The 23647-nt window shown below is 64.0% G+C and carries 14 protein-coding genes and 5 pseudogenes; 10 read left to right on the top strand and 9 right to left on the bottom strand.

Translation table 11 applies throughout. The features are described 5' to 3' along the window. Positions 1-21: 21 nt before the first annotated feature. Both ACIA5H_RS35910 and ACIA5H_RS35905 read right to left on the bottom strand, forming a co-directional pair. A pseudogene (locus ACIA5H_RS35910) lies at positions 22-393 on the bottom strand (transposase); the annotation flags it as partial. 917 nt (positions 394-1310) lie between these two features. Further along, positions 1311-2051, bottom strand: coding sequence for a hypothetical protein (locus ACIA5H_RS35905; RefSeq protein ID WP_397080580.1), 741 nt, complete (start codon positions 2049-2051; stop codon positions 1311-1313). 337 nt (positions 2052-2388) lie between these two features. Between ACIA5H_RS35905 and ACIA5H_RS35900 the strand changes: the two genes are divergently transcribed. The 3 genes from ACIA5H_RS35900 to ACIA5H_RS35890 all read left to right on the top strand — a co-directional run bounded on the left by ACIA5H_RS35900 (position 2389) and on the right by ACIA5H_RS35890 (position 9256). After that, complete coding sequence (locus tag ACIA5H_RS35900) at positions 2389-2766, top strand: nuclear transport factor 2 family protein (protein ID WP_364438639.1); 378 nt, start codon at positions 2389-2391, stop codon at positions 2764-2766. A 358-nt stretch (positions 2767-3124) separates the two neighbouring features. Further along, positions 3125-4267 (top strand): 3-oxoacyl-[acyl-carrier-protein] synthase III C-terminal domain-containing protein, encoded by a 1143-nt coding sequence (locus ACIA5H_RS35895; protein ID WP_364438642.1) that lies wholly within the window; start codon positions 3125-3127, stop codon positions 4265-4267. A gap of 42 nt (positions 4268-4309) precedes the next feature. Continuing rightward, the gene (locus tag ACIA5H_RS35890) at positions 4310-9256 is read left to right on the top strand and encodes a beta-ketoacyl synthase N-terminal-like domain-containing protein (protein WP_397080578.1); all 4947 of its coding nucleotides are present in this window, start codon (positions 4310-4312) and stop codon (positions 9254-9256) included. Here ACIA5H_RS35890 and ACIA5H_RS35885 read toward each other — a convergent pair. Next, positions 9244-9345, bottom strand: a pseudogene (locus tag ACIA5H_RS35885) (maturase); the annotation flags it as partial. The gene ACIA5H_RS35890 and the pseudogene ACIA5H_RS35885 sit on opposite strands and share 13 nt — an antisense overlap. 116 nt (positions 9346-9461) lie before the next feature. Here ACIA5H_RS35885 and ACIA5H_RS35880 point away from each other — a divergent pair. Further along, positions 9462-10652, top strand: a complete 1191-nt coding sequence (locus ACIA5H_RS35880) for an IS701 family transposase (protein WP_397080599.1) — start codon at positions 9462-9464, stop codon at positions 10650-10652. Between the two features lie 421 nt (positions 10653-11073). Next, positions 11074-11196: pseudogene (locus ACIA5H_RS35875) on the top strand (IS110 family transposase); the annotation flags it as partial. Positions 11197-11288: 92 nt separating this feature from the next. On the opposite strand, the gene ACIA5H_RS35870 reads toward ACIA5H_RS35875, so the two are convergent. Beyond that, a complete protein-coding gene (locus ACIA5H_RS35870; protein ID WP_364439733.1) occupies positions 11289-11933 on the bottom strand; it encodes a TetR/AcrR family transcriptional regulator in 645 nt (214 codons plus the stop codon). A 402-nt stretch (positions 11934-12335) separates the two neighbouring features. Between ACIA5H_RS35870 and ACIA5H_RS35865 the strand changes: the two genes are divergently transcribed. Further along, positions 12336-12494 carry a hypothetical protein gene (locus ACIA5H_RS35865; protein WP_397080575.1) on the top strand — a complete coding sequence of 53 codons (159 nt, stop codon included), beginning with the start codon at positions 12336-12338 and terminating at the stop codon, positions 12492-12494. A gap of 100 nt (positions 12495-12594) precedes the next feature. On the opposite strand, the pseudogene ACIA5H_RS35860 reads toward ACIA5H_RS35865, so the two are convergent. Beyond that, positions 12595-13111, bottom strand: a pseudogene (locus tag ACIA5H_RS35860) (IS481 family transposase); the annotation flags it as partial. 1025 nt (positions 13112-14136) lie between these two features. On the opposite strand from ACIA5H_RS35860, the gene ACIA5H_RS35855 reads away from it, so the two are divergent. After that, entirely contained in the window at positions 14137-15186 is a 1050-nt protein-coding gene (locus ACIA5H_RS35855) for an MlaD family protein (protein ID WP_397080597.1), read from the top strand. Between the two features lie 168 nt (positions 15187-15354). On the opposite strand, the gene ACIA5H_RS35850 is transcribed toward ACIA5H_RS35855, so the two are convergent. After that, positions 15355-15684 (bottom strand): hypothetical protein, encoded by a 330-nt coding sequence (locus ACIA5H_RS35850; protein ID WP_364439736.1) that lies wholly within the window; start codon positions 15682-15684, stop codon positions 15355-15357. A gap of 1570 nt (positions 15685-17254) precedes the next feature. Between ACIA5H_RS35850 and ACIA5H_RS35845 the strand changes: the two genes are divergently transcribed. Both ACIA5H_RS35845 and ACIA5H_RS35840 read left to right on the top strand, forming a co-directional pair. Then, a complete protein-coding gene (locus ACIA5H_RS35845) occupies positions 17255-18364 on the top strand; it encodes a DUF1152 domain-containing protein (RefSeq protein WP_397080573.1) in 1110 nt (369 codons plus the stop codon). A gap of 444 nt (positions 18365-18808) precedes the next feature. Beyond that, positions 18809-19363, top strand: a complete 555-nt coding sequence (locus ACIA5H_RS35840; RefSeq protein WP_397080571.1) for a hypothetical protein — start codon at positions 18809-18811, stop codon at positions 19361-19363. Between the two features lie 202 nt (positions 19364-19565). On the opposite strand, the gene ACIA5H_RS35835 is transcribed toward ACIA5H_RS35840, so the two are convergent. The 3 genes and pseudogenes from ACIA5H_RS35835 to ACIA5H_RS35825 form a co-directional block, all read right to left on the bottom strand. Further along, entirely contained in the window at positions 19566-20330 is a 765-nt protein-coding gene (locus ACIA5H_RS35835) for an ATP-dependent DNA ligase (protein ID WP_397080595.1), read from the bottom strand. Between the two features lie 297 nt (positions 20331-20627). Continuing rightward, positions 20628-21521 (bottom strand): hypothetical protein, encoded by an 894-nt coding sequence (locus tag ACIA5H_RS35830; RefSeq protein ID WP_397080569.1) that lies wholly within the window; start codon positions 21519-21521, stop codon positions 20628-20630. Positions 21522-21654: 133 nt separating this feature from the next. Then, positions 21655-23152, bottom strand: a pseudogene (locus tag ACIA5H_RS35825) (ISL3 family transposase). A 155-nt stretch (positions 23153-23307) separates the two neighbouring features. Between ACIA5H_RS35825 and ACIA5H_RS35820 the strand changes: the two are divergent. Beyond that, positions 23308-23647, top strand: a 340-nt coding sequence (locus ACIA5H_RS35820) for a transposase family protein (protein WP_397080567.1), incomplete at its 3' end; no start/stop codon positions are given.

Raw genomic sequence — 23647 nt, 5'->3', positions numbered from 1 at the left:
CCACAGAATGATCCGGTTGACGTGCCCTTCGACCGTCCCACTGCTCCATTGGGTGGTTAGGCCAGCGGTGACCGCATCCTGGTCGCTGCGTAAGCCGCGGAGGAAAGAGTGCGAGGCCGGGTGGTTGTCGGCATCGACGCTGGTCATCCATTGTTCGAGTTCCCGGCCGCGACGCTCGGTCATGATCGTGGCGAACGCGCGGACATGGGCGGCGAGCGATTCGAGTGCGGGACTGGTCTTCAGGATCGCGTCGAGCTGACGCTGATCGCTGGGGTCGATGTTGGCTGGGTGGGTCATGATCCAGGCGGTGACCTTGCGGACTGTCGGCGGTTTCGGTGGCGGTGGCGGGATGTGCGCCGTGGTCCGGAAGCGCTGCAGGCAAGCACGGACCATGCTGGCTCGACCTCGGTAGCCTCGTGATCGGATCTCTTCGAACAGCCTGGCGGCGTTGGTGCAGCCCTGGTTCCAGCGTTGATGCAGGTAGGGCTTGAACTCGTCGAGCAGGCTGGTTCGGTATCCGGTGCGGTTGTTGACCAGTAGCTCCTCTGGCGACTCGGCGCGGGCGATCCGTCGAACCGTGCCGCGGGCCGGCCCGAGTCGGATGCCGATGCCGCGGATGGTCTCGCCTTTGGCCAGCAATCCGTGGATGTCGGCGTAGCGCTTCGCGCCGTTGGTGGAGGTCCATTTCGAGACGCTGCGGATCTGGATGAAGAAGGCGTTGGCCGAGGGCGCCCGGCCGAGCGGTTCGGCAACAGCGCCCCAGGCCCGGCGGTTGAGCCAGAAACCATACGAACACGGCAAGAAATCCGCCTCGAAAATCGGCTCCAGCACCAGCTTCAACGATGCCTGGATCACTTGGTCGGCCACGGTCGGGACGGGTAACGCTTCGACATGATGGGAACCATCTTCCGCTAGGAAGAAGCGGTCCCCCAACTCGTGACGATTCAACAAGATACATGGTCATTGAGGAACACAGCACTAGCGTTACAGTTATATTTGTGCGTGCTGGAAGCAGGGCCTCCGCCAGGAAACATTGCTTCGCAACGACTTCGGTGCAGTCTTGCGAAATGGCGATCAGCTGAGGGAGGCTGCGGGGAATTGCGCCAAGTGCGCCCCGGCTGTCGCTTCGGATCGATGTCCGGCCTATCCGGGCGGCCTGTTGCTTCATCATCGCCGTCTGCCGCTCCACCCGAGCAGCTGACTGTCATATGGAGGGCGCGGACCATCGGACACCACAACATCATTCACCAGCTAGCGAAAACTTGAGCCTCCGCACAGCCGCGCCCCCGACCGGTTACCTGCGATCTCAATCATGTCGAGATCCTTTGCGGATCCACATGTTCGCTGGGCGGGTGGTAGCCGGCGCGGATAAGCTCCAGCCGGCGCGGCCAGGGGCTGAATGAGACCGAGTCAGAGGCGAAGTAGAAAGTCGAACAGCCGCCGCCCTCGTGGTTCGGGTTGTAGCCGCCCCCGTCCGGGCGCATTGCGCCGGGGCCGGTGAGGAACCGCCACAGCATCGCGAACGCCTCGTCGTCACCGTCGACCCGGAAGGCGAAATGGGCCTCCCGATTGTGCTTGCGCTCGTCGGCTCGCATCATGCGCCCGATGGCCGATGGGGTGCTGTCGTGGCTGGGGAAGAATATCTCGGTTCGCATCGGCCGTTGCGCGCCCGATGCCGGTCGGGTGAAATGGTGGATGTGGATTCGGAGGTCGGCTGGTCTAATTCCGTATCGATCGCATACCCGGCGTTGCACGATTGTGCTGGCCATGGTGTCTTCCAATTCGAAACCGTTCCGTATCAGGGTTTTCGGCATCTCGCTGATATCGGTTGGAAAGAGGAGGATTCCGACGTGGTCAAAGCTACAGTGTCGCAACAGGAATCGGGATGCCTCCGCTGCGGCGGAGTTGTCGACGCCTAGCACGGCCGATAGCAATTCGGGAGTCGACTGCGACTCGACGTAGTCGATGATCCGGGCCAATCTGCTGGCATCCAGCCAATACAGACCGGTACCCGAGCCCGTAGTGGTCGCGTGGGAAGGTTGAGTGATCATGGGGCACCTAGTCCGTCTCGCCGCCGGGATCGCCGCCGATCAGTGATATTTGACTGCTCGATCGGTGTCCGCGAATCATATGCTCTCCGCTAGTACCTTGCAAATTGCAGTGGTGCATGCGCGGGTCTCTGGAGCCTGACGGGGGGCTCAATGCCACGACTGTAATCCGTCGAATAGTCTCGCTCTCGCACCGCACGCTCTCGCACCCCACCGACTCCCACCGCCGAATCCGCGACGGAGCCGAATGCCTGGCAGAGTCCCTGTCGGAGCGGTACATTTATCAGCGCCATATCCGCCATATCCGCCGTAGTCGAGTTCCTCATGGAAGGCCCGGAGCATGAATCATCCTAATGTCGATGTATTGCAGGAGATCTACACCGATGCGACTTCGCTACGGCACCGCGCGGCCGACGACATTGTCCTGCACCCTGCCGACCGTAGCCTTGATCCGGTAGTGGGCATGGAGGCGGTGATCGATCATGTGGAGACCTTCAACCGCCTGACCGGCTACACCCGCGTCATGGATGTGCAGGACATCGTCGCCAACGATCACTTCGGAGCTGTTCTCGGCGTATTGCGCGCCACGATCAATACCCACGATATCGCCATGCCCTTCTGTGGGCTGTGGCGCTTCCATGGCGGCAGAATCATCGAGCACTGGGAAAATCCCTACGATGCCGGTGCGATAGGTCGCGCACTCGCCGCAAGCAGATGAGTCTGCACTCCATGCGGACAAAGCCGACCGCCTTCCCGGTGTCGGGAAGGGGCTTGCGCTCAACTTGCAGACGACTGTATCTTCAGTCATCATCACGGTGAGTCTGGCTCATTGTCGGGCCAGACCTTGTGGCCGAATGAAGGTTCGATGCCAGGTGCAGTAGCACCGCTGATTTGACACTATTCAGGACGACGATGGATTAATTCCAAGTGCGTGGTCGCCTAGGCCATCGACTATCGAAAAACGGATGTCGTTTATTGTTGCCCCACAACGATTCCAAAATTATCGGTGCGTGTACGCGGCTGTCGAAAACCACACTCTCCAAGAAGTTTCTAATAACAGAATTAGGTATCGCAGCATGTCCCACACCGCGCCCGAGCCCCGCCTGCTCGGAATTGCCACAGAGCTTCCCCGTTGGGAGCATTCTACCGAAGAACTGCTGGAGGCGGGCCAGGGACACTTGTCGGACCGACTTGAGGAGATGGCGCGCAGCCTCGGGATCGACAAGCGTCACTCGATCCTGGCCAATTATCCCGACGTGCTCTTCGGCGACGCCGAGCCCGAACTCGGCATCGCTGTAGCCGATCTCGCCGTCAGGGCCGCCCGCAAGTGCATCGCCAAGGCCGATATCCCGGTGGAGAAGATCGGGTTGGTGCTCGGGTTGACGAGCACGCCGGGCAGGCTCATGCCGAGTCTGGTGTGCGACATGTTCGTACGTATGCCCGAACTGTCGAGGACCACACAGAATCTCAGCATCGAATACATGGGCTGTTCGGCGCTGTCCAAGGCCGTCGACCCGGCCCGGTGGTATCTGGCGTGCAACCCGGACAAGCTGGTCCTGGTCTGCTTCGCCGAGGCGGTCACTCCGCTGACCCCGCCGATTACAGGCTTCCATCGGCACTTCGAAGAACTCGCTGTCGACGAGCGTCAGGAATGTGTCGATGCGCTGCACGGCTTCCTCTTCGCCGATGCGGCCGTCGCGATGGTGCTCGGGGCCGAGGGGAACGGACCCTCGTTCGGGCCGGTGGCGAGTCTGACCAACGAACAACCAGCAGATGCCGAACTCGGCACCGTTCCCGACGGTGGTTCGGACAACCCGATACAGCGGGGAGCGCGTCGGATGTACACGCTAAGCAATCTGGTGACGCCGCGCGGGGGCTTCTACGCCAAGGAGACCGTGCGCATGACGCTCAAGGATCAATCCTGCCACCTGACCACTCCTGCGGACGCCTCGACACTGTTGATGCACACCGGCAGTGTCCGAATCCTCAACACACTGTGCCGGGAGTTCGGGGTCGACCCGCGGAGCGACAAGGTCGCCTCGTCCTATCGGGTACTGCGCGACCACGGCAACACCCTCGGGTGCTCGGTCCCGCTGATGCTGGCCGAGCCGGTCCGGCGCGCACCAGGACAGGGGCTGATCATGGCGTTCGGGTTAAGTTTCGGCGCAGGCGCATTCACGATGAACGTCCCCGAAGGCGGATGGTCCCCGACTTCATAGTCGATCGACCCCCATAGCTGACGACCATCGGGAGGACACCTCATGCATCCGACACTTCCTGCCCTGTTTACTGCCGCCGCAGACGCCTGCACCGCGGAGCCCGCGATCTTCGCCGATGGCGATCACCGGTCTTGGGAGCAGTGGCGCGCCGAGTCCGCCGCGCTTGCTCGCGCACTGCAGGAACTCGGAATCGGCAAGGGCGATCTCGTGGCGGTGCATCTGCCCAACTGCTGGGAGTTCCTGACCGTTCACATCGCCGTCGCCGCAATCGGTGCGGTGATGCTCCCATTGCACACCGGCCTCGGGCCGCACGAACTGCGCTCGATGCTGGCCCGCACCCGCGCGGGCACGGTGGTTCTCTCGGCCGAACGCGGCCACGATTCCGTGCGGAAGATTCTCCCACACACGCCAGCTCTGAAGCGGATACTTGTGGTCGGTAACCTCGCCCAGACGGGGGGTATCGATGATGCGGCCGACGGGGTGTGGTCGGTGGCCGACCTGGTACGGCGTTGGGCCGGAACGGCTCCATCGCCGGAGCGGGTGGACCCGGACGACCCGTTCGTCCTCGTCCCGTCGTCGGGCACGACCTCGCTGCGCCCGAAGATCTGTGTGCACACCCACCGCAGCCTGATGTCGAATGCGATCGCTGTCGCCGCGGACGCGCGGGCCAACGGCGACGACGCGATCGTGAGCGCAAGTCCCTTCACGCATCTGTTCGGCCTGCTGTCGGTACACCTCAGCGTGGTGACCCGTGGCCGTCAGGCGTTGCTCGCAGGCTGGGACGTCGCGGAGTTCCTTCGACTGGCACGGTCGTCGGAGGCGACGGTGCTGTTCGCGGTGCCTGCTCAAATCCGCGATGTAGTGTCGCGGCCCGACCTCGACGGAATTCGGCTGCGGGAGATACGAGCCAGCGGCGCTGCCGTTCCCGCCACGCTGGTGGCGAACGTCGAAGCGACGATGGGTGCCAGGGTGATCGTGCAATGGGGCATGTCCGAAGTGGGTGCGGGCCTGTTCACACGGCCGGAGGATCCTCCAGAGCGGGCCATGGGCACTGTCGGGCGACCGATTTCCGGTGCCGAGGTGCGGGTGGTCGCAGACGACGGTCGCCCCTGCCGTCCCGGCGAACCCGGCCAGCTGCAATTCCGCAGCCCCTTCCGTTTCACGGAGTATTTCGAGGATCCGCAGCTCGCCCGCGACACGTTCACGGCGGACGGCTGGCTGCGGACCGGCGACCTGGCTAGCGTCGACAACGGCGGCATGGTCACCTTCCACGGCCGCGACGCGGAGGTGATCAATGTCGGCGGCGTGAAATTCAGCGCCGTGGAGGTCGAGACGCTGCTGGACGACATACCGGGCCTGGACCGAGTCGCCGTCGTCGGGCGCCCCGACGATCGACTCGGCGAGTATCCGTGCCTGGTCGTCACCCTTCGGCCTGGCAGTGTGGTCACCTTGCGGGACGCAACCGAACATCTTGCCGCAAAAGGTGTGGCGGATCACAAGGTCCCGCTTGAGTTGGTCGTGCTCGACGAGATGCCGTGCACACCATCCGGGAAAATCGCCCGCAGCAGCCTCGTCGCGATGCTTGGTGGGGTTCCGCTGCGCGACGAGGGATATTCCAGCCGCGGTTCGCGCGCGGAATCGGCATGGGTCCAAGAGCTTCGACTGTTGCCGCAGGCACGGCGCCTACAGCGTTCGCTGGATTTGGTGCGCGAAACCGTTCGCGGCCTGCTCGACGCGGCCGAGCCGATCGAGCCGGACCAAGTATTCACCGACTATGGCCTGACATCGGCAACGGCAGTGCGACTGCGTGCCGCCTTGGTCGAGGCCACCGGCCTCGACCTGCCGACGACCATCGCCTACGATCTGCCTACCCCGAATTCGGTCGCCCGCGACATCGACGAGCGCGTCGTCGTGGGCGACACCGCAGATGAGCCGGACCCGACCGCGCCGGTCCGGCTGCGACACACTGATGACGACCCGGTGGTCGTCGTCGGTATGGGATGCCGGTTGCCTGGGGACATCGGGTCCCCCGACGAGTTCTGGGAGCTGCTCGTGGCTGGCCGTGACACGATCGGCGACTTCCCCTCCGACCGAGGTTGGGCGGTCGACCCCAAGGCTGGTTACGCGCGGCGCGGCGGCTTCCTCGACGCCGCTTCGTTCGATCCGGCCTTCTTCGGCATCTCGCCGCGGGAAGCGGTCGCCATGGACCCCCAACAGCGGCTGCTGCTGGAAACCACCTGGGAAGCATTGGAACACGCCAGGATAGACCCGATGTCGTTGCGGGACAGCGAAACCGGTGTGTTCGTCGGTGTCATGGCCTCCGATTACGTCCCGCGCACCTACCAGGCCGTCTCCGCCGGCGACGCCTCCGCCATGACCGGCAACGCCGCAGGCGTCGCGTCCGGGCGGATCTCCTATGTGCTCGGGCTGCACGGTCCTGCCATCACCGTTGACACGGCGTGCTCGTCGTCGCTGGTGGCCCTCCACCTCGCCGTTCGGACGCTGCGGTACGGGGAGTGCTCACTGGCGATCGTTGGCGGTGCGACGGTCCTGTCCACACCGGTGACCTTCGCCGAATTCGCCCGGCAGAACGGACTCGCGGCCGACGGCCGGTGCAAGCCCTTCGCGGCCGCTGCCGACGGGACCGGCTGGGGCGAAGGCGTGGGGGTTCTGGTGCTCGAGCGGCTGTCCGACGCGCGCCGGGCAGGCCGTCGCATCGTTGGAGTGATCCGCGGGACGGCCATCAACTCCGACGGCACGTCCAACGGACTGACCGCGCCCAACGGCCTGGCCCAACAACGGCTCATCCAACGGGCGCTGGCCGATGCCGGGCTGACGCCGTCCGACGTCGATGCCGTCGAGGCCCATGGTACCGGGACTAGACTCGGCGATCCGATCGAGGCGAATGCACTTCTGGCCACCTACGGACGCGACCGCGCCGTGCCGCTCCTGCTCGGCTCGGTCAAGTCCAACATCGGCCACACCCAGGCCGCCGCAGGCGTTCTCGGGACCATCAAGACGCTGCTGGCCATAGAGCATGGATTGGTCCCCCGGACTCTGCACGTGGACGAGCCCTCCCCGTATGTGGACTGGACCTCGGACACTGTTCGCCTTGCCACCGACGCCACACCGTGGCCGCAACACCCACGGCCTCGGCGCGCGGGAGTCTCCGCATTCGGGATCAGTGGCACCAATGCCCACGTCATCCTCGAACAGGCCCCGCCGCACGACGAAGCTGCCGAAGCCACCCCCCCAAGGAGCGCGGCGCTTGTCTTCGGCAAGCGCTCAGCGGTCGCGCGTCCCGCAGCCTGCTCGCCGCTCGTGACACCGCTGGCCTTCTCGGCCAAGACGACCACGGCTCTAGCGCAGCAAGCGGGGCGACTCGTCTCGATACTCGACGGTGGCACCGCCCCCGCCGACGTCGGTTATTCACTGGCCGGCACTCGCGCACAGCTGGAGCACCGGGCGGTCGTGTTCAGAGCCGACCACCGTGCGGACCTGGCGGCGCTGGCGGCGGGAACGTCGGGCTATGCGGTGACCGGCCGCGCCGACCTGCGGGGGAGGACCGTGTTCGTGTTTCCCGGACACGGTGCGCAGTGGGCCGGTATGGCGTCGGCGCTGCTCGATTCGTCGCCGGTCTTCGCCGCCTCGATGGCCGAGTGCGAGTCGGCCTTGGGCGAATTCGTCGATTGGTCGGTGTCGGCTGCCGCAGCCGACGAATCGGCCCTGCGCCGACCGGAAGTGGTCCAGCCGGTGCTGTTCGCGGTGACGGTGTCGCTGGCCCGGCTGTGGCAGGAATACGGCGTCGTCCCCGACGCGGTGGTCGGACATTCCTTCGGCGAGATCGCCGCCGCGCACGTCGCGGGCGTGCTTTCGCTGCGCGATGCCGCCCGCGTCATCGTCTGTCGCGCCGCGCTGTGCGCCGATCTCGACGGCCGGATGCTGTCGGTAGAGTCACCCGCTGCGGAAGTGTCGCAACGGATCCGCGGAATCGACGACGTGAGCATCGCAGGCTACAACAGTCCGCGGACCACCGTTTTGTCCGGAGACGCCGACTCCATCACGGCGTTGATGACGCAATACCGCGATGCGCGAGTGCCCGCTCATCTCGTCCGGATCGGATTTGCCTCGCATTCGGCACATGTGGAACCCATCCGCGAACGACTATTGGTAGACCTGTCCGGACTCACCCCCAAGCCCGCGCAGATCAACTGGTACTCCACGGTCACCGGAAAGCCGATGGACGGCCCCGAAGCCGACGCCAGCTATTGGTACGACAACCTGCGGCAGCCCGTGCAGTTCGCCGCGACCGTCGAAGCTCTCGCCGCGGCGGGCTCCAGCTACTTCGTCGAAGCCGGACCCCATCCAGCGCTCACCGCCGCCATCGCAGCGACGGTCTCGGATGCGGCGCTGCCCATCGGGACGATCCGCCGCAGCCAGGGCGGTTTCGACCAGTTCACGGGCTCGTTGGCCCGCGGATATGTCCGCGGGCTGCCCGTCGACTGGACGAAGTTCTTCGACGGTGCCGGAGCACGACAGATCGACCTGCCGACTTATCCGTTCGAGCACCGTCGATACTGGCATGACCGGGCCGTACAGCTCGCGGTCGCCGGGCAACTCGACGAGTCGCGACCACAGTGGGCCGATATCGCGTCCGCCGACGAGACCGCACTCGTCGCGGCGTCCACCGCGTTCCGCGAGCATTTCGCGCGGCTCGGCACCGCGGAGCAGGCGCAACTTGTCGAGGACCTGGTTGTGACCCGAGCTGCCGGTCTGCTCGGATACCACAACCCCAACGCCGTGGCGGCCGATCACAGCTTCCTGGATATCGGCTTGGACTCCCTCACCGCAATCGCACTGCACGACAACCTGAGCAAGGTGACCGGCGTCGAGTTGCCGCCCCTCACCGAGCTCGAAACCGATACTCCCGCCGTACTTGCGCAGCGGTTGCTCCACGAACTGCTCGCACCGCCGGACACCCAGCGGTAGCCGCGGGTGCCGTAGTAGTGGATATCGGCGATCGCGTCCCGGGCATGCCGCTTCGGGCGGAACCCGTAGGAGACCGGTTCGAGTAGGGTCGAGACGGAGCACGGTGCCGGTCCTCCGATCCGCTCCGTTCTAAAAGCCCGGAGCCCGCTTAGTACTCCAGCTGCACTTCGTGATGTGTTGTGGGGTAGCCTGTTTCGGCGTGTCGGTGGATGAGGATCTGGCTGCGTGGGTGGCTGGGTTGGATGAGTTGTTCGGGCGGGTCGCGGGCCGGTTTTTGCGGGCGGAGCCGCGGTTGCGGGCTCGGTTGTATGTGCGGGGGTTGCTGGCTCCGCTGGCGGGGAAGAACGGGTGGACGCTGGCGGAAGCTGCTGGTGAGCGCACGCCGGATGGGATGCAGCGGCTGCTGCATGCGGCGGCGTGGGATGCGGATGGGGTGCGTGATGACGTGCGCGGTTACGCCATCGAGCACCTTGGGGACCCGGACGGGGTGCTGGTTGTGGACGAGACCGGTTTCTTGAAGAAGGGAACCAAATCTACTGGGGTGCAACGGCAATACTCCGGGACAGCGGGTCGGATCGAGAATTGTCAGCTGGGCGTGTTCTGCGCTTATACCGGCAGCAGGGGGCGCACGCTGATCGATCGGGAGTTGTATCTGCCCAAGTCGTGGACCGAGGATCGGCAGCGGTGCCGGGAGGCGAGCGTGCCCGATGACGTCGTATTCGCGACCAAGGCGACGCTGGCGAAGAACATGCTGGCCAGAGCTCTGGATGCGGGAGTGCCGGCCCGGTGGGTTACCGCTGACGAGGCCTACGGCGGCGATGGCAAGTTCCGGGCCTGGCTCGACGAACGCCGGATCGGGTATGTCGTGGCTGTCCCGCGTAGTCAGACCATCCCGGTCACCGCGGGCTGCACACGCGCCGATCACCTGGTCGAGCAAGCGCCCTCGCAAGCGTGGAAACGCCGTAGCTGCGGTGCCGGAGCGAAAGGACCACGGATGTTCGACTGGGCGGTGGCCTCTCTGCCGGTCTACGAGTGGACCACCGCCGCGGGCTGGAGCCGTTGGCTGCTGGCCCGTCGAGCCCTGACCCCGAACAACAAGGGCGAACTGGAGACCGTCTACTACCTGTGCTGTGCACCCACGGGCACCACCGACGAGGAACTGATCCGCGTCGCCGGATCACGGTGGGCCGTAGAGGACTGCTTCCAGACCGCGAAAACCGAGGTCGGGCTCGACCACTACCAGGTCCGCCACTACGACGCCTGGTACCGGCACATCACCCTGGCCATGCTCGCCCACACCTACCTCGCCGTCACAGCCGCTATCGCCCCAAAAGCATTGGCAGCGGCCTCATCCCGCTCACTCTCGGAGAAATCCGACGTCTTCTGGCACACCTGATCACCCACCGCCCAGCCCTCGCCGCCATACAGCGATGGTCGACCTGGCGCCGACGCCATCAATACCGGGCGAAGAATGCCCACTACCAGCGACGACACCGATTACATCACGAAGTGCAGCTGGAGTACTAAGGGACCACTGGTTAGCCATGAGCATGGGACCGGGGTGTGCCCGGTCGCGGGCCGTGTGCTGATGGTGACCGACGACCGGGCCGCCGGTCAATCCGAACCGTCGGCTGGGCCGGACGTGCGGCTTCGGCGGGGTTTCTGCCGCTGCCGGTAGGACTCGCCCTCGACGACCAGTTCGAACGCTGCGGACTGCAATCGGTCCATCGCCGACCGAGTTGGCCGCCGCCGGTGCTTCGGGTGAGGAAATTCGGGCCGAGCGGTGGTGTCGGCAGGGTGCTCCGGGCCGACCCCACCGCGACGAAGGAAAGAAACACAACGCGGCCGTCATCTGCCCGCCCCGCCGCCGCTGCGACGTCCTCTACGCCACGCTCAAAACCAAACAGCTCGACCGAATCCCCGAGTCCATCATCGCTTGACGAAAACCATAGGGACACCCAAGTCAGGACAAAGACCAGCTCACCCATCTTTGAATCACTGGCATTGAGGCTAAAGGCCGTTTGTGCCGCGCTCATTCAATGCCATAGATTGTCCGATCCCATATTTCGAATATCGCGTCACTAAGCCCCGGAGTTGGCTCACCGCCGCCCGCGCGTGCTCGAACCTCGCGCTCCAAAATGCGTTCGTTCATGAAGACGAGGGCCTCAGCTATCACGTTGGCATCTGTACCAGCAGGAGCGCGGCCGGCAGTTCGTTCGTCGGAGATCTTGGCTCCAACCCGCTTGACCAACTCCTCCATCCATCCCTCCCAGAGTTCGCGAACTTCCCGATCGCTGCCGACAGCATCCCAGGTTGCCGCCATGAGATTGATATTTTGCTCGCAATACGAAATGACTGCTTCGAACCCCGCCCGGAGGGCATGGCGGGCGGACCCATCAACCATATGCCACGTACCCGAACCTTCCAGCAACTCCTCATAAATCCCCTCAAGAAGCGCGGCGACAGCTGCGGCCTTTGTGGGGAAGTAGAAGTAGAAGGCCGACCGAGTCACGCCAGCGGCTTTCGCGATGTCTGCAATGCCAATCTGCGCGAGAGCTTCTTTTTCCAGGAGTTGTTCAAGCGCTTTCAATAACGCGGTTCGTCTTTCCTCGCCACGACGAGGAGCGCGCTCATATCGACGCCGAATCTTGTACTCGTTCTGTTGGACCGATGGCACTTAAAGATGATAACATAAACTAACTACTGTCGAAGTTCATCGACAATAGTCAACTTTTGCAGACATTGAGATCGCCACCGCCAGAGCTGCTGATAACGAGGCATACGAAGATTCCTTCCGTTCACCCGTGCGACCTTCCCCTCGCCCGTCGCCCCTGGGTGGACAGGGACGCTTCTGCTATCACCCCCGCGACCACTCGCAACGTGCGACATCGCGTCGCGCGGCTGCCCCAGCTGTCGGCTGCCAGGAGGAAGGAACCACCTCGGAGCTGGTTTAGCCAGCAGCATGGGACCGTCCTGTTAGCTAGTGATGGGACCACTTGACCGGCAGGTTTTGCCAGTTATGGGACCACCCCGGCGTGGCAGCTGGGGGTTCTCGGTCGCTCGGCCGCTGCATTAGCGGATGAGCTACCGGGAGGTTTCGGTGATCGAGATCAGGGAGATGCTGCGGCTGTGGCTGCAGGGTCGTGGGCTGCGGGAGGTGGCCCGGTTGTCGGGCACCGACCGCAAGACCGTGCGCCCGGTATGTGGAGATGGGCCAATCCTGCGCGGTGGACCGTGACGGCGGGGTCGAGCAGTTGACCGACGAGCTGCTGGCCAAGGCGATCGGCGGGGTCCGCCGTTCCCGACCGTCGGACTGGGCCGCGACGGTCTCCCAGGCCTCGCTCTTGCCGTTCACGTCGGCGGGGTGTGTAGGGATGTATCCGCTGGTGGCGGTCCCGTGGAGAACTTTCGCGAAGTCACAGGCCTTGTAGCAGGCTCGGTTGTCGGTGACGATACTGTAAAGGTGGTCGATGCCGTGACCGCGAAGGACGCTCACGCCCGAAACACGAAACGCCCAAGCTTCGGTATACGCCAGCCGGGATAAGCCATCGACTGCGGAATGTAGGAAGACATAGCCCGTGCGAGGCGCGCACACCTTGGCGCGGGCGACGGTCTCGGCCTGCTCGGAGCCCGCGCCGACTGCCTGGTCACCGTTCGCACCGCGATGTCGACCCCGGCGGCTTGGAGTTCGAACGCGATCCGCCGTACCGACCTCTTGTTGTCCCGGCGCGACCGCTCGATCCGGGCGACGACCGCTACCTCGGTCGCGCCCGGCTGCCGGTGGGGTACCGAGGACCGGTCCTCAAGTCCGACCTCACCGAAGCGACGCCATCGATTGACCGACTTCGACGCGCATAGATGATTTGGTGCGGCGGTAGATCCTGACCTGCGCTACCTCAAGTTTGCTCCACGTACGTATCTGTGCCAGGTGGACGGATGCGCAGCACTGTCCTACCTGCGCATGATATTGAATGAAGTCGGTAGGTATAGAGAGGCGAGATGCCCGGTCATACATACCGCCAATACTCGGAACCGGACTGACCCCGTCTGTCGGCGCTTCGGTGATGCGAATCAGATTCAAGTCACGCCGACTTGCACAGATCTGTACTCACTGAAACCGCCGCATGCAAGTGCTCGGGTGGGCGGTTTCGCGGGACGCTTTAATGACAGGCTGGATGAAAGGAAAGGGTGGGTGAGCAGAAACTTCGGATTGGGCGGAACTCCGCGCCGCGGACTGGCATGGCGAGGCGGTCGACTTCCGCAGGCACTCGCATACTAAACGCCGATGGCGCGACGGTCGGCGATATGGTGCTCGCCGTACCGGACATTGGTTGCGATTGGAGCGATGTGTCCAGCGAGAGGCCGAAAGGACTTTTCTCGCAGTGTAGACGCGTCAGCGTCATGAACGTGCCGATGATCCATCGACCGGACATTCGAGAACCCCGATCACCATGGGCGGGACGATCAGAGCCAGCGACAAGCTGGTGCTAAAATCTCTTTCCTCGGAGTCCAAGCCGAGGCCACTGAAGTTGACGTCGCACCAACTGTCCACGGCGGCATGATCGGCGCCCCGATGGGCGGGGGTTTACAGAGATCCGCTAGTCAGCGCGCTCAATAGAATGAAGGCGCAAGAAATCGTCGCCCGACGGTCGATCACCCACTGTCACCGCTGGCGGGATTCTTGGCACCGCGCCACAGTCCTGGATCCGCATCGCTGATTGCCCCAGCGGGATCACGCAAGAGCTCCGTAATTGACCCCTTCCATCCAGTATCTTCCTCCCGGAGGGATGAAGTGTCAGGCAAGACAGTGAGGCATCTCCGTGCTGAAGTTCAGTTCGGCGAACAAGTTCAGGCGGGTCAAGGCACTCGCGATCAGCACGATGGCACTTACGGTGGGCGGCTGCTCGCTGTTGCCGAACGCGGCGAACGACGCGTTGAGGGATACCACGCGGATCACCGCTGATTTCGACAACATCGCCGGTATCTACGAAGGCAACCCCGTCACCGTCCTCGGACTCGAGGTCGGCAAGGTCGAGAAGGTTACACCGAAAGACACGCTCATCGAGGTCCACCTGTCGATCGAGTCTCGCGTGAAGATTCCGAAAGACGCGGTGGCGGCGCTTATCTCGCCGTCCATCGTCACCGATCGTCACATCGAACTCACCCCAGCCTACACACAGGGCGAGACCCTCTCAGACGGCGCACACCTACCGAAGTCGCGGACCAAGACCCCCGTCGAACTCGACACCATGATCAAGACCATCGATCAGTTCGCGGCGGCGCTGAAACCGCAGGAAGACGCCCAGGGGCACGGCCCGATGTCGGGCCGGGTGCTCTACCCCATGCTCGAGGGCAACGGCGCGAAGATCCGCGACACCCTCGAAGCGCTGTCGGCCGCGCTGAAAGTCGGGGTCGACAACAAGGACGCGATCTCGAACATCATCCTCAGGCTCAACGAACTCACCGCCATTCTCACCGAGAACGACCAAGCAGTCCATGATTTCAGCAACCGCATGACCCAGATGTCCGGCCTGTTCGCCGAGCAATCCCCCGGTCTGCAGGCGACACTCGACCAGCTCACTACCTTCCTCGCCAATACCTCCAGCACCCTCGGGCAGTACCAGGACCAGCTCGCGGGGACGTTGACCGGACTCACGAACGTCACCCGCCAGCTTCGCGACAACGCCTCCGGTCTCACCGAAGTCGCCGACCTCGCAGCCCTGGTGTTCGGGAACATCGACAACCTCATCGATCGCGAAAATAGCTGGGCGCGAGTTCATGTCATCATCCCTACCGCCCTCAACGGTGAGATTGTCAGTCTGTTCTGCGAGCGGGTACAGATGAAGGCCGACGGTTGCCGCACCGGAAACATGCACGACTTCGGCCCCGACTACGGCCTAACCGCCGCGCTGCTCGGACTGACGAAATAGCATGAGATCTCGTCTCCGTAGCACAGGGTTGGCTCGTCGCGGTGCAACCCGATCGCGGTTCCTTGCCTGTGGCAACCGTGAGGCTACGGATAATTGTTTGTCGGCTTTGTATATCGAACCGCGTCCAGGCGCCCCGCGATTGAGTCTCAAGGCGACTGGCCCGGAGACTCAATACCCGATTTCGTGGACGACCGCGTCGGCGCGCACTTGCAGGGCCGCCCGCAGGACCATCCGGGACACCGACATGTTCGACAGATGCCCGGACAGTGTGATCACCGCGTGCGCTGCGGCGCGGCGGCATTCCTGGATCAGATCGACGAACGCTGGTCGAAGCAATCCGGTGTCCGGTGGCGGTTCATGGAACACGGTACCCAACTCGTAGCCGAGCGAGCGGTCAGCGGCCCGCAATGTGTTTTCACCCAAATCACCTTCGCCATCAGCAACCTCGATCAGGCCATCGCGCAAGTACCCGTAGGCAAGAGGTAGTAGTGCAGTCATCTACGAATCCAGTTGATGACCGCGGCCCACTGAGCGTCGTTGCCCGAATCGGCTCCATGTCGTTGTGCACAGTAGGGGTGGCCCTCGTCGCTGACAGACATCAACCGCACGGTAAAACGCTCCACGCCGGCACCTGCGCCCGCCGATACTCCTTATCGTCGTCGTACGGGTGGACAATCCACATCAGCAAACAACGAATTTCTTCCGGACAGTACCTACGTAGTAGGTAGGGCCGATCATCCTCCGCGTGGACGGAGCTCCTTCACCGCCGCTCGACATACACATCGGCGTGGCAGTGTGCTGGGTCGAGGTGGGTTCCTGCGAGCGTGAGGTTCCGACACCGGTCGACACGCCGCAGGCTCAGTCGTGGTGAAGCGATAGGCACTGGGCTGCGGCGGCTGCTGGGCGCCGGACCGGTGGAGGCTCGGCTATGCCCGTGCCCCGGCTCGTCCTCATCGACAACCCTGCCCGATCGGCGACCTCGACGCGATATGAACCGTCGACGGGTCAGAGACCTCTCACCGCAGCGAAAGCCTCGAGGGTGCTGCTGCGCGCTGCCATTGAATTAGTCGACAGTTCATCCTTTCGGTCGGCGAGCGACTGGCCGCTGAATTGAGACAGTCCTGGTTGAGTCGGCCGTAACGCGGTCCTGGTGTTGCTACCGGTCCGTTTCTGTGGACCGTTCGCCGAGCCCGGCGTGGAGGAGTGCCCATGCACTGCCCCCCGGTCTCCGACCATGTCCTCCCATGCGGCCTTGAAGGCGCGATCCCCGGCCACTGCCGGTCGGGATTGAGCCGCCGCGCGGCGGCTTTATCGGCGATGTGGGAGTAGTTGTATATAGGGAGAGTCATTGGTGTAGTCGGCGACCGCGAATCTGCGCTGTGGATGCCCCGACGCGGTCGATGGCCTGCAGCGCGTTGACCAGATCGGCCGCCAGCGGCGTGTTCTACTGCTGTCCGTGCGTGAGGTAAGCGCGGGCGGCCGCGCGCAGAATGGGCGCGGAGAACGCCGCGCTGAGCTGCACACTGCCCGTGCTCGGCATGGGGGCTACATCGCCACCTACGCCGCCCACCACGTCGGAGGAACAATTGCGCGGCCGCGCTGAGTCGGGTTCAACTTACTCGCGCCGACCTACTCGATGTCCGCGACCATCACCGCAGGGCTGGATCCGATATACTCCTCATGCTCGGCGGCCACCAAGCCAAGGCGATGCCGACACCGATCCTCACCGACCCCCGGGTGCGCGGATGCGCCGCCCTGGTCATCGGGGAAGCCGAAACCCGCGTAGTCGAAGAAGGCCACTGGGCCGAGGCCGGAGATCCAACAGCGCAGCCAACTCGGCGATCCGGTCCGTGGCGCGAGTTCGGCGAAGGCGTTTACCGCTTCGGCTCTCAGAGGGCCGGGCCAAGCCGATTGGGAGGCAGCGCATGCTCGGAAGGAACGTCTGCACTGGGCGGCGGGTCACCACGAATGATATGGTCCCGCAAAATTTCTGCGATCTGCGGGCGCTTCGCGCCGAACGTTATACACCACTGGCCAATATAGGAGTCGGATTGATTGGCGCACGACGATGACGACAGTAGCAATCGCAGCTGGCGGAGGCGGCGACGCAGTTACGGCGGCGCTGCTCGCCGACAAGATGACAACTCTGCGGGTCGCCGCCATCATGAGTTTCTCGTGGGACCGGCTGATGATCGACCCCGCCCCCGGTCCCAGAAACCGGGCCGACTTCGACGGGTTGATCGATCGGGACGGAGTCTCCGAGGTACCATCCACGGCGGTTCTACGCGCCGACGGCGAATCGACACTTCCGCGTCTTGCCAAGCATATCGGGCGGCCGCTGCTCCTGATGGACATCGAGGCTGGGGTGACGGGACTCGCGCACCAGATTCGCTGCGCGGCAGCACTTTTCGGAGCCGATGAGCTCGTGGTGATCGACACCGGTGGTGACATCCTCGCCACAGGAACTGAGTCAAATCTACGGAGTCCACTCGCCGATTCCGTCGCCTTGGCCGCCGCGATTTCCACCGGGCTGCCGACTCAGGTACTCGTGGCAGGTATCGGCGTTGACGGCGAACTGTCCCCTGCGGAGCTCGAAGCTCGGTTGATCGCCCTGGATGCCGAGGAATTCGTCAACCTGATACCTGAGGATGCAGAAGGAATCGCCAACATCTGGTCGTGGCATCCATCGGAGGCCAATGCGCTGCTGGCAGTGGCTGCCTCCGGCTGGCGTGGCTGTGTCGAAACCCAACGCGGTGCTGTCGTAGACGTCACCGAGGCCACTACGCGGGTGTACAGAATCGCCGCCGCCGCCGCCCTTGCCGAGTCGTCGCTGGCAGCCCTCCTCACGCGGACATCGACTCTCGAAGAGATCGAACACTTGCTGCGTGAGCGCCGCGGATACAGCGACATCGATGTCGAGCGCAATCGGTTGGTACACCGCTCCCCACCGCGGATGCCTGATGCGAAAACGCTCGCCATCATCGACGGCTATTGTGCCCACGCTGACGCGCGAGGCGTTGATGCTCTCACAGTACGGCGCGTCATCGAACTCACCGACGCGACCCATCCGGCGGCGACAGCAGCGCTGCGCGAGCACCTAGCCCGCAGCCGACCCGACAACTTTCGGCCGCCCCTCTACACGATGCAGCCGACGAAAGGGCCGCGCTCTGCCCGATGATGCCGCCTTGTCATCAAGGGCCAGGAATAGAAGGCTGCCGTGCCAACCCACCGTCTCGCGACGGTGGCCGGTACGCCTCCGGGATGACGAGGGTAGGCGTGGTCGATCGGCTGCGGCAAGCAAGGCGTGAACTACTCTCAAAAACATATGCCCGGCGACCCCGCCGCCGTCCGCAGGCGGCAACCGACTCCAACCGCGTCGCCGCCGCGATACCGGCCATCGAAGAATGGTCGCGGTAACCGATCCTCGGCCGCGAGCGGGTGAAAGTGGTTGCGAGCGAAGGCTACAGGCGCTGGTGCCGACGCGGCGGACGCTGTCACCAGAACAGTGTGTTGTCGAGAGGCCGACCGAAGTGTAGAGCGACGGGACTCAACCCGTGACTGCGCAAAATCGCCGACCGATCTGACCTGTCCGCACTGCCAGCAACTCGACTGGGTGCAGAGTGTGCCCGCTCTGCATGCCGATGGTGTGTCGACCAGCTTCGGGGCAAGCGTTTATTCCGGTGTGGGAGTCGCCTCGACTGGCCTGGTGCCGGTGTTCGGCACTGCCACTGTCGACCGCACCCACACCACAGCACTCGCCCACAGCTTGGCCCGCGAGCCCGCCCGCACCCCCGCTGGGTGGCTGACCTTCTTCGCACTGGTACTGCTAGTTCCAGCGATGCCAGGGATCGTTCCGGCGATCGATGGGATCGCGCATCCCGTGCCGGGGGTATCGCACTGGGTTGCGGCCCTGGCGATGGTCATGTTCCTCGGGGGGTTGGCGGCGCCTTGCGCTGCGCTGCTCACTGTTGCGGTGTGCCGCATTCGCCGTAACGGCCGCATCGTTCGGGGGCGTCGCACCGCGCATGCGGTGTGGCAGGCCGGTTTATACTGTCGTCGGTGCGGTGTAGCGTTCTGGCCGCATTCTCCGGCCTCGGGTGTTCCGGCTCGCCAGGCATTCGCCCCGCAGCAGTTCCGCTGGTTGGTGTGGAATGCCGGTGGCTACGCCAACGCCTGACCTCACCAGCCATGACAGCTTCAAGCCTGGGGAAAGGGCACATCTCGAGTCGGTAGCCGCACCCCGGAGGGATCGATCTCAACGCGCAACCCGCGCCAGCTCGGATGCCGTAGCGCGCCGATGAAAACCGGTGGAGGGTAGGTATTCGATCCCTGCGCTATTCCCTCCGGAGTCTCGTCAGGTTTCTTGGGAGAGTGTCATCTCAGGGTTGTGGCTCGCGGGTGACTTCACTGGGCGATTTGTCGGGTCTGAGCCCTCGCCAGGTGGGGTGTCGGAGTCGCCCGTCGCTGGTCCATTCGGTGAACGAAACTTCGCCCACGACCTGTGGTTCTAGCCAGATGGCATCTTTCACGTCGACGTCGACGGCCGGTGTTTTGCGTTGCAGCGGTTGAAGTCTGGCCCGAAGCTCAACGAGCATCCCCCGGGTGAAGCCGGTGCCGACGTTGCCGATGTAGGTAAGTTTGCCGTGGGAGTCGTGCACGGCCATCAGGAGCGAGCCGATATTGCCTGCGCGGCGGCCAGTTCCCGGTCGCCAGCCGACGATTACCACCTCTTGGTCACGGACGTTTTTGACCTTGGTCCATAGGGCACTGCGTCGACCGGGCAAGTAAGGGCTGTCGAGGCGTTTGCAGACGATGCCCTCGAGGCCAATGCGTTTCGACTCGGCGAGCATCTCGGCGCCGGTGCCGTGCAGTCGTGGCGGGACTTGCCAGTGCGGGCCTCGGAGGCCGAGCTGTTCCAGCAGATTCCGCCGCTGCCGATAGGGCAGATCGATCAGCGAACGGTCACCGATGTGAAGCAAATCGAAAATCATGTAGGTGGCGGGGACCGATTTCACCAAGGAACGGATCGTGCCGATGTTGCGCTGGTGCATCCGTGGTTGCAGCAGCTCGAAGGAGGATCGGCCGAATGCGTCGAATGCGACTATCTCACCATCGACGACAAACGGAGGATTTCCGGGTGCGATGTCGCCGAGTTCGGGCCAGGCCGCAGTGATGTTCTTGTTATTGCGTGATATTAACCGTAGGTCTTATCGACATAGCCGATTGCTCTGATGCGTCGAATTTTATTTCGTAGTTCCATTCAGAATCGTCGCTAGGGAGAGCGTCGACCATTGCAAGCATGGCCGCGTAGTGTGGCAGCCTCGTCACTCCCGCCTCGTCGCCATCGCCGGTCCTCTCGCGAACTTGAGCATTGCTGATCGTTAACCAACTCGATACTACCGACCGGTCGTAGTGTCGAATGGTGCGCGTGCAGGTTGTGGTCAGCTGTTTTCCTCGCTGGCTGGGAGCGGCGCGCTGATGTCTGACTGCGCAGCGAGGTAGGCGGCCCAGCTGGTTTTGGCGAATTGAGCCCACTTGTGTGCTGTCTGTGGGGCGACACCGAAGAGATCGCCGACCACGACGGCTTCGAGATTTATGATATTGGCGATCATCGCCGTATTTCGTGCAGAAAGGACGGGTAGTCCGTGCCGTTTCATGAGTGCCCCGAAGGACTGGGTGTTGCGAGGGCGGCTTGGAGGTCTGCCGGGAAACAGGTAAGCCGGATTCCCAGCCTTTGCGCTCCGGATCATTGTGGCGGTGGTTGTCTTCTGCACCAGCTCTTCGATGAGCTTGGCCAGTGAGGGCGGAAGAACGACAGCGTTCTCGTCAATTACCAGGTAAGCGAAGGTGTCGTCGCGGCGGAATCGGTCCGTAGTGAGTGCGACGATGCGGACCGTTGGCAGCGCGTAGAGCCTCACCAAGGCGCCGGCGACCCGAGCCTCCAGCGGCAGCGAATCGTCGGTCAGGCAGCGACGAAGCTGCTCAGCATGGTCGTCTTGATCCTGAAACCGCTGCGGAAGGCTATCTTTGGGCCGATTGGTCTGGATGCCGGTGACCAGGCGGCGTTCTTGCATCCATGAGAAGAAGGTGCAAAGAGCGGCGGGATTGGTGGGGGCGGTGTCGAAGTAGGCGTCGACGTGGTGTTGGGTGAGTCCGCTGACGGAGGTCCCGGTGTTATCGAGCCAAAGCAGGAAGTTGATGACGGTGCGGATCCGCTGGCGGTTCGATCGATCTGCGTAATGACTGAATGGGACACGCGCTGCGCGGCGGCGGGCGCGGCGAATGATATGCCATTCGGCGTAGGAGCGGATAAGGGATTGATACCTCGGCGGCAAGGTGGGGATGCTCCGTCCGGTCAACCCAGAGTTGCAACTGGGCCAGCGCCTCGTTTGCGCGGATCTGTCCAGCCAACGGCTCTGTCCCATATTTTCGGCTCTGTCCCATTTTCGGTGGTAGCGGCTCCCGGGCTTATCCGAGGAGGATCCTGTGCCGGAGCAGCGGAAAGCTAGCGCGACCGTACATTTGGCGTTTGATCAGCTTGGTTTTGGCGTTGACGCCTTCGATGGGTCCGTTGCTGTAGGGCAGGGTCAACCCGGCGATCGCGGCGGCGTGGTCCTGGTCGAGGCCGGTGAGGAACGGGTGGAGTTCGGTCAGGCCGGCTTCGCGGACCTGCTTGATCCAGCTGTCGAGGTGGCTGCCGCGGCGTTCGGTCATGAGCTGGGCGAACTCGCGAACCAGGTCGGTGAGCGCGGTCATCTCCAGGCACGCAGCGGTGATCTCTTCGAGGTGGGCGCGTCGAGTGTCGGGCAGGTCGGCGGGCCGGGTCAGAATCCAGCTGGCGACGCGTTTGGGTGAGAGGGTGATGCGGTCGCTGGTGAGGCGACCCTGGTTGATGTAGCGGTAGAGCAGGTTGAGTCCTCCGGTGTAGCCGAGGGCTTTGATCTCGTCGAATAGTTGCAGGACCGGGACCCCGGGGTCGGCGGCGCGGCGGGCGCGCAGATGGTCACGGTAGGGGGTCGACCAGGCAGGGCCGGTATTGCGGTGGGCGGCGCAGACGGTCGGGTTCGGGCGCGCGGGCGTAGCGTTTGACGGTGTTGAGCGAGAGGTTCAGCCGGCGTGCACAGTCGAGCAGCCCGACTCCCCGATCGAGTAGATCGTGCACCGCATGCCAGCGCTGCAGTGTGGTGGTCCCGCCTTTGACCTGTCGATATTTCGGTGCCACGGTCGACCAGCAGCCGCTGTGGGCTACGACCACCCTCTCCACGGCTTGGGCGAGTCCATGCCATAAGTGCCATCGATCCGAGGCCTGCATCGCACCGGGCTCGGCGCGGCGGATGGCCTCGGCGTAGGTGGTGGAGCCGTCGCGCACGACGACGTCGATACCGGGATGGGCGTTGAGCCACGCCGCGACAGGCTCCGACCTGCGGTCGGGCAGCACGTCGATGCGCTGGTGGGTGACGGCATCGATGATGACGGTGCCGTAGCGGTGACGGCGGCGCAAAGCGAAATCGTCGAGGCTCACGACACTGGGCACCCGGCGTTGCGGCAGCGGGATCTGAAGCAGCGTCCGGATGGCGGTATGACGGGAGAGGCGAATCGACAATGCTCGCAACAGTCGGATGCTTGCTCGTCCAGCCAGTTCCCGCACGACCGCACGCAGCTGAGAGGTCAGGCGTGTGGTGCGTCGTTGATAGCGTTCCAGGACACCGGGAACCTGCTCACGGAAGGTTTTCCGGCACGACGGGGTCGGACACTGCAGACGGCGGACACGCACACGGACGACCACTGGTCGGCCGTCCAACGGCAGGTCGGTCACCGTCCGATCGTGATACCCGTGGACACTGGTCGACCACGCGCCGCAGCCAGGGCAGGCGGTGGCAGAATCCGGAGTCCTCGCCCGAACCACGACCCGACCCGACTCCACCACCGCATCCTCGACGATCAACGGCGACAATCCCGAAAACACCACGCCCACAGTAACATTGACAACACCCACGAACCGGTAGTTCTACCCGCCACCGCGCTACCACCGAAAATGGGGCTCTGTCCCAACTTTCGGCTCTGTCCCACTTTCGGTGGTGACGCTGCCGTGACGGCACGATGTCGTGGTGTGCGAGGTGAATGTGGCTGCTGCTGTGGTGTTTTCGGGGTTGTTCACCGCTGGTGGTGGAGGAAGTGGTCGATGAGGGCATGCGGGTCTCGGTGCGGGCGAGAACGGCCGGCGGTCCAGCCGAATGTCCGGGTTGCGGGGCCGAATCCGCATGGGTTCACGGCTATCAGCAGCGGACGGTGACGGACGTGCCGCTGGATGGCCGCCCGGTGGTGGTGCGGGTGCGGGTTCGTCGGCTCGTGTGCCCAACAATCGACTGTCGCAGCACGTTTCGTGAGCAGGTGCCCGGTGTGCTGGAGCGGTATCAGCGGCGCACCGCCCGGTTGACCGGGCAGGTCCGGTCGGTGGTGC

It is taken from the genome of Nocardia sp. NPDC051900 (assembly GCF_044452545.1).
In the GTDB taxonomy this organism is placed as follows: Bacteria; Actinomycetota; Actinomycetes; order Mycobacteriales; family Mycobacteriaceae; genus Nocardia; species Nocardia sichangensis.
Note: the sequence above shows the minus strand (reverse complement) of the source record. Positions and strands in the feature narration are given on the sequence as shown.

Coding starts and splice junctions, on each gene's coding strand:
- ACIA5H_RS35895 (WP_364438642.1), top strand. CDS start 3,125: ATGTCCCACACCGCGCCCGAGCCCCGCCTGCTCGGAATTGCCACAGAG.
- ACIA5H_RS35905 (WP_397080580.1), bottom strand. CDS start 2,051: ATGATCACTCAACCTTCCCACGCGACCACTACGGGCTCGGGTACCGGT.
- ACIA5H_RS35850 (WP_364439736.1), bottom strand. CDS start 15,684: ATGACTGCACTACTACCTCTTGCCTACGGGTACTTGCGCGATGGCCTG.
- ACIA5H_RS35900 (WP_364438639.1), top strand. CDS start 2,389: ATGAATCATCCTAATGTCGATGTATTGCAGGAGATCTACACCGATGCG.
- ACIA5H_RS35855 (WP_397080597.1), top strand. CDS start 14,137: ATGGCACTTACGGTGGGCGGCTGCTCGCTGTTGCCGAACGCGGCGAAC.
- ACIA5H_RS35845 (WP_397080573.1), top strand. CDS start 17,255: ATGACGACAGTAGCAATCGCAGCTGGCGGAGGCGGCGACGCAGTTACG.
- ACIA5H_RS35865 (WP_397080575.1), top strand. CDS start 12,336: ATGAGCTACCGGGAGGTTTCGGTGATCGAGATCAGGGAGATGCTGCGG.
- ACIA5H_RS35890 (WP_397080578.1), top strand. CDS start 4,310: ATGCATCCGACACTTCCTGCCCTGTTTACTGCCGCCGCAGACGCCTGC.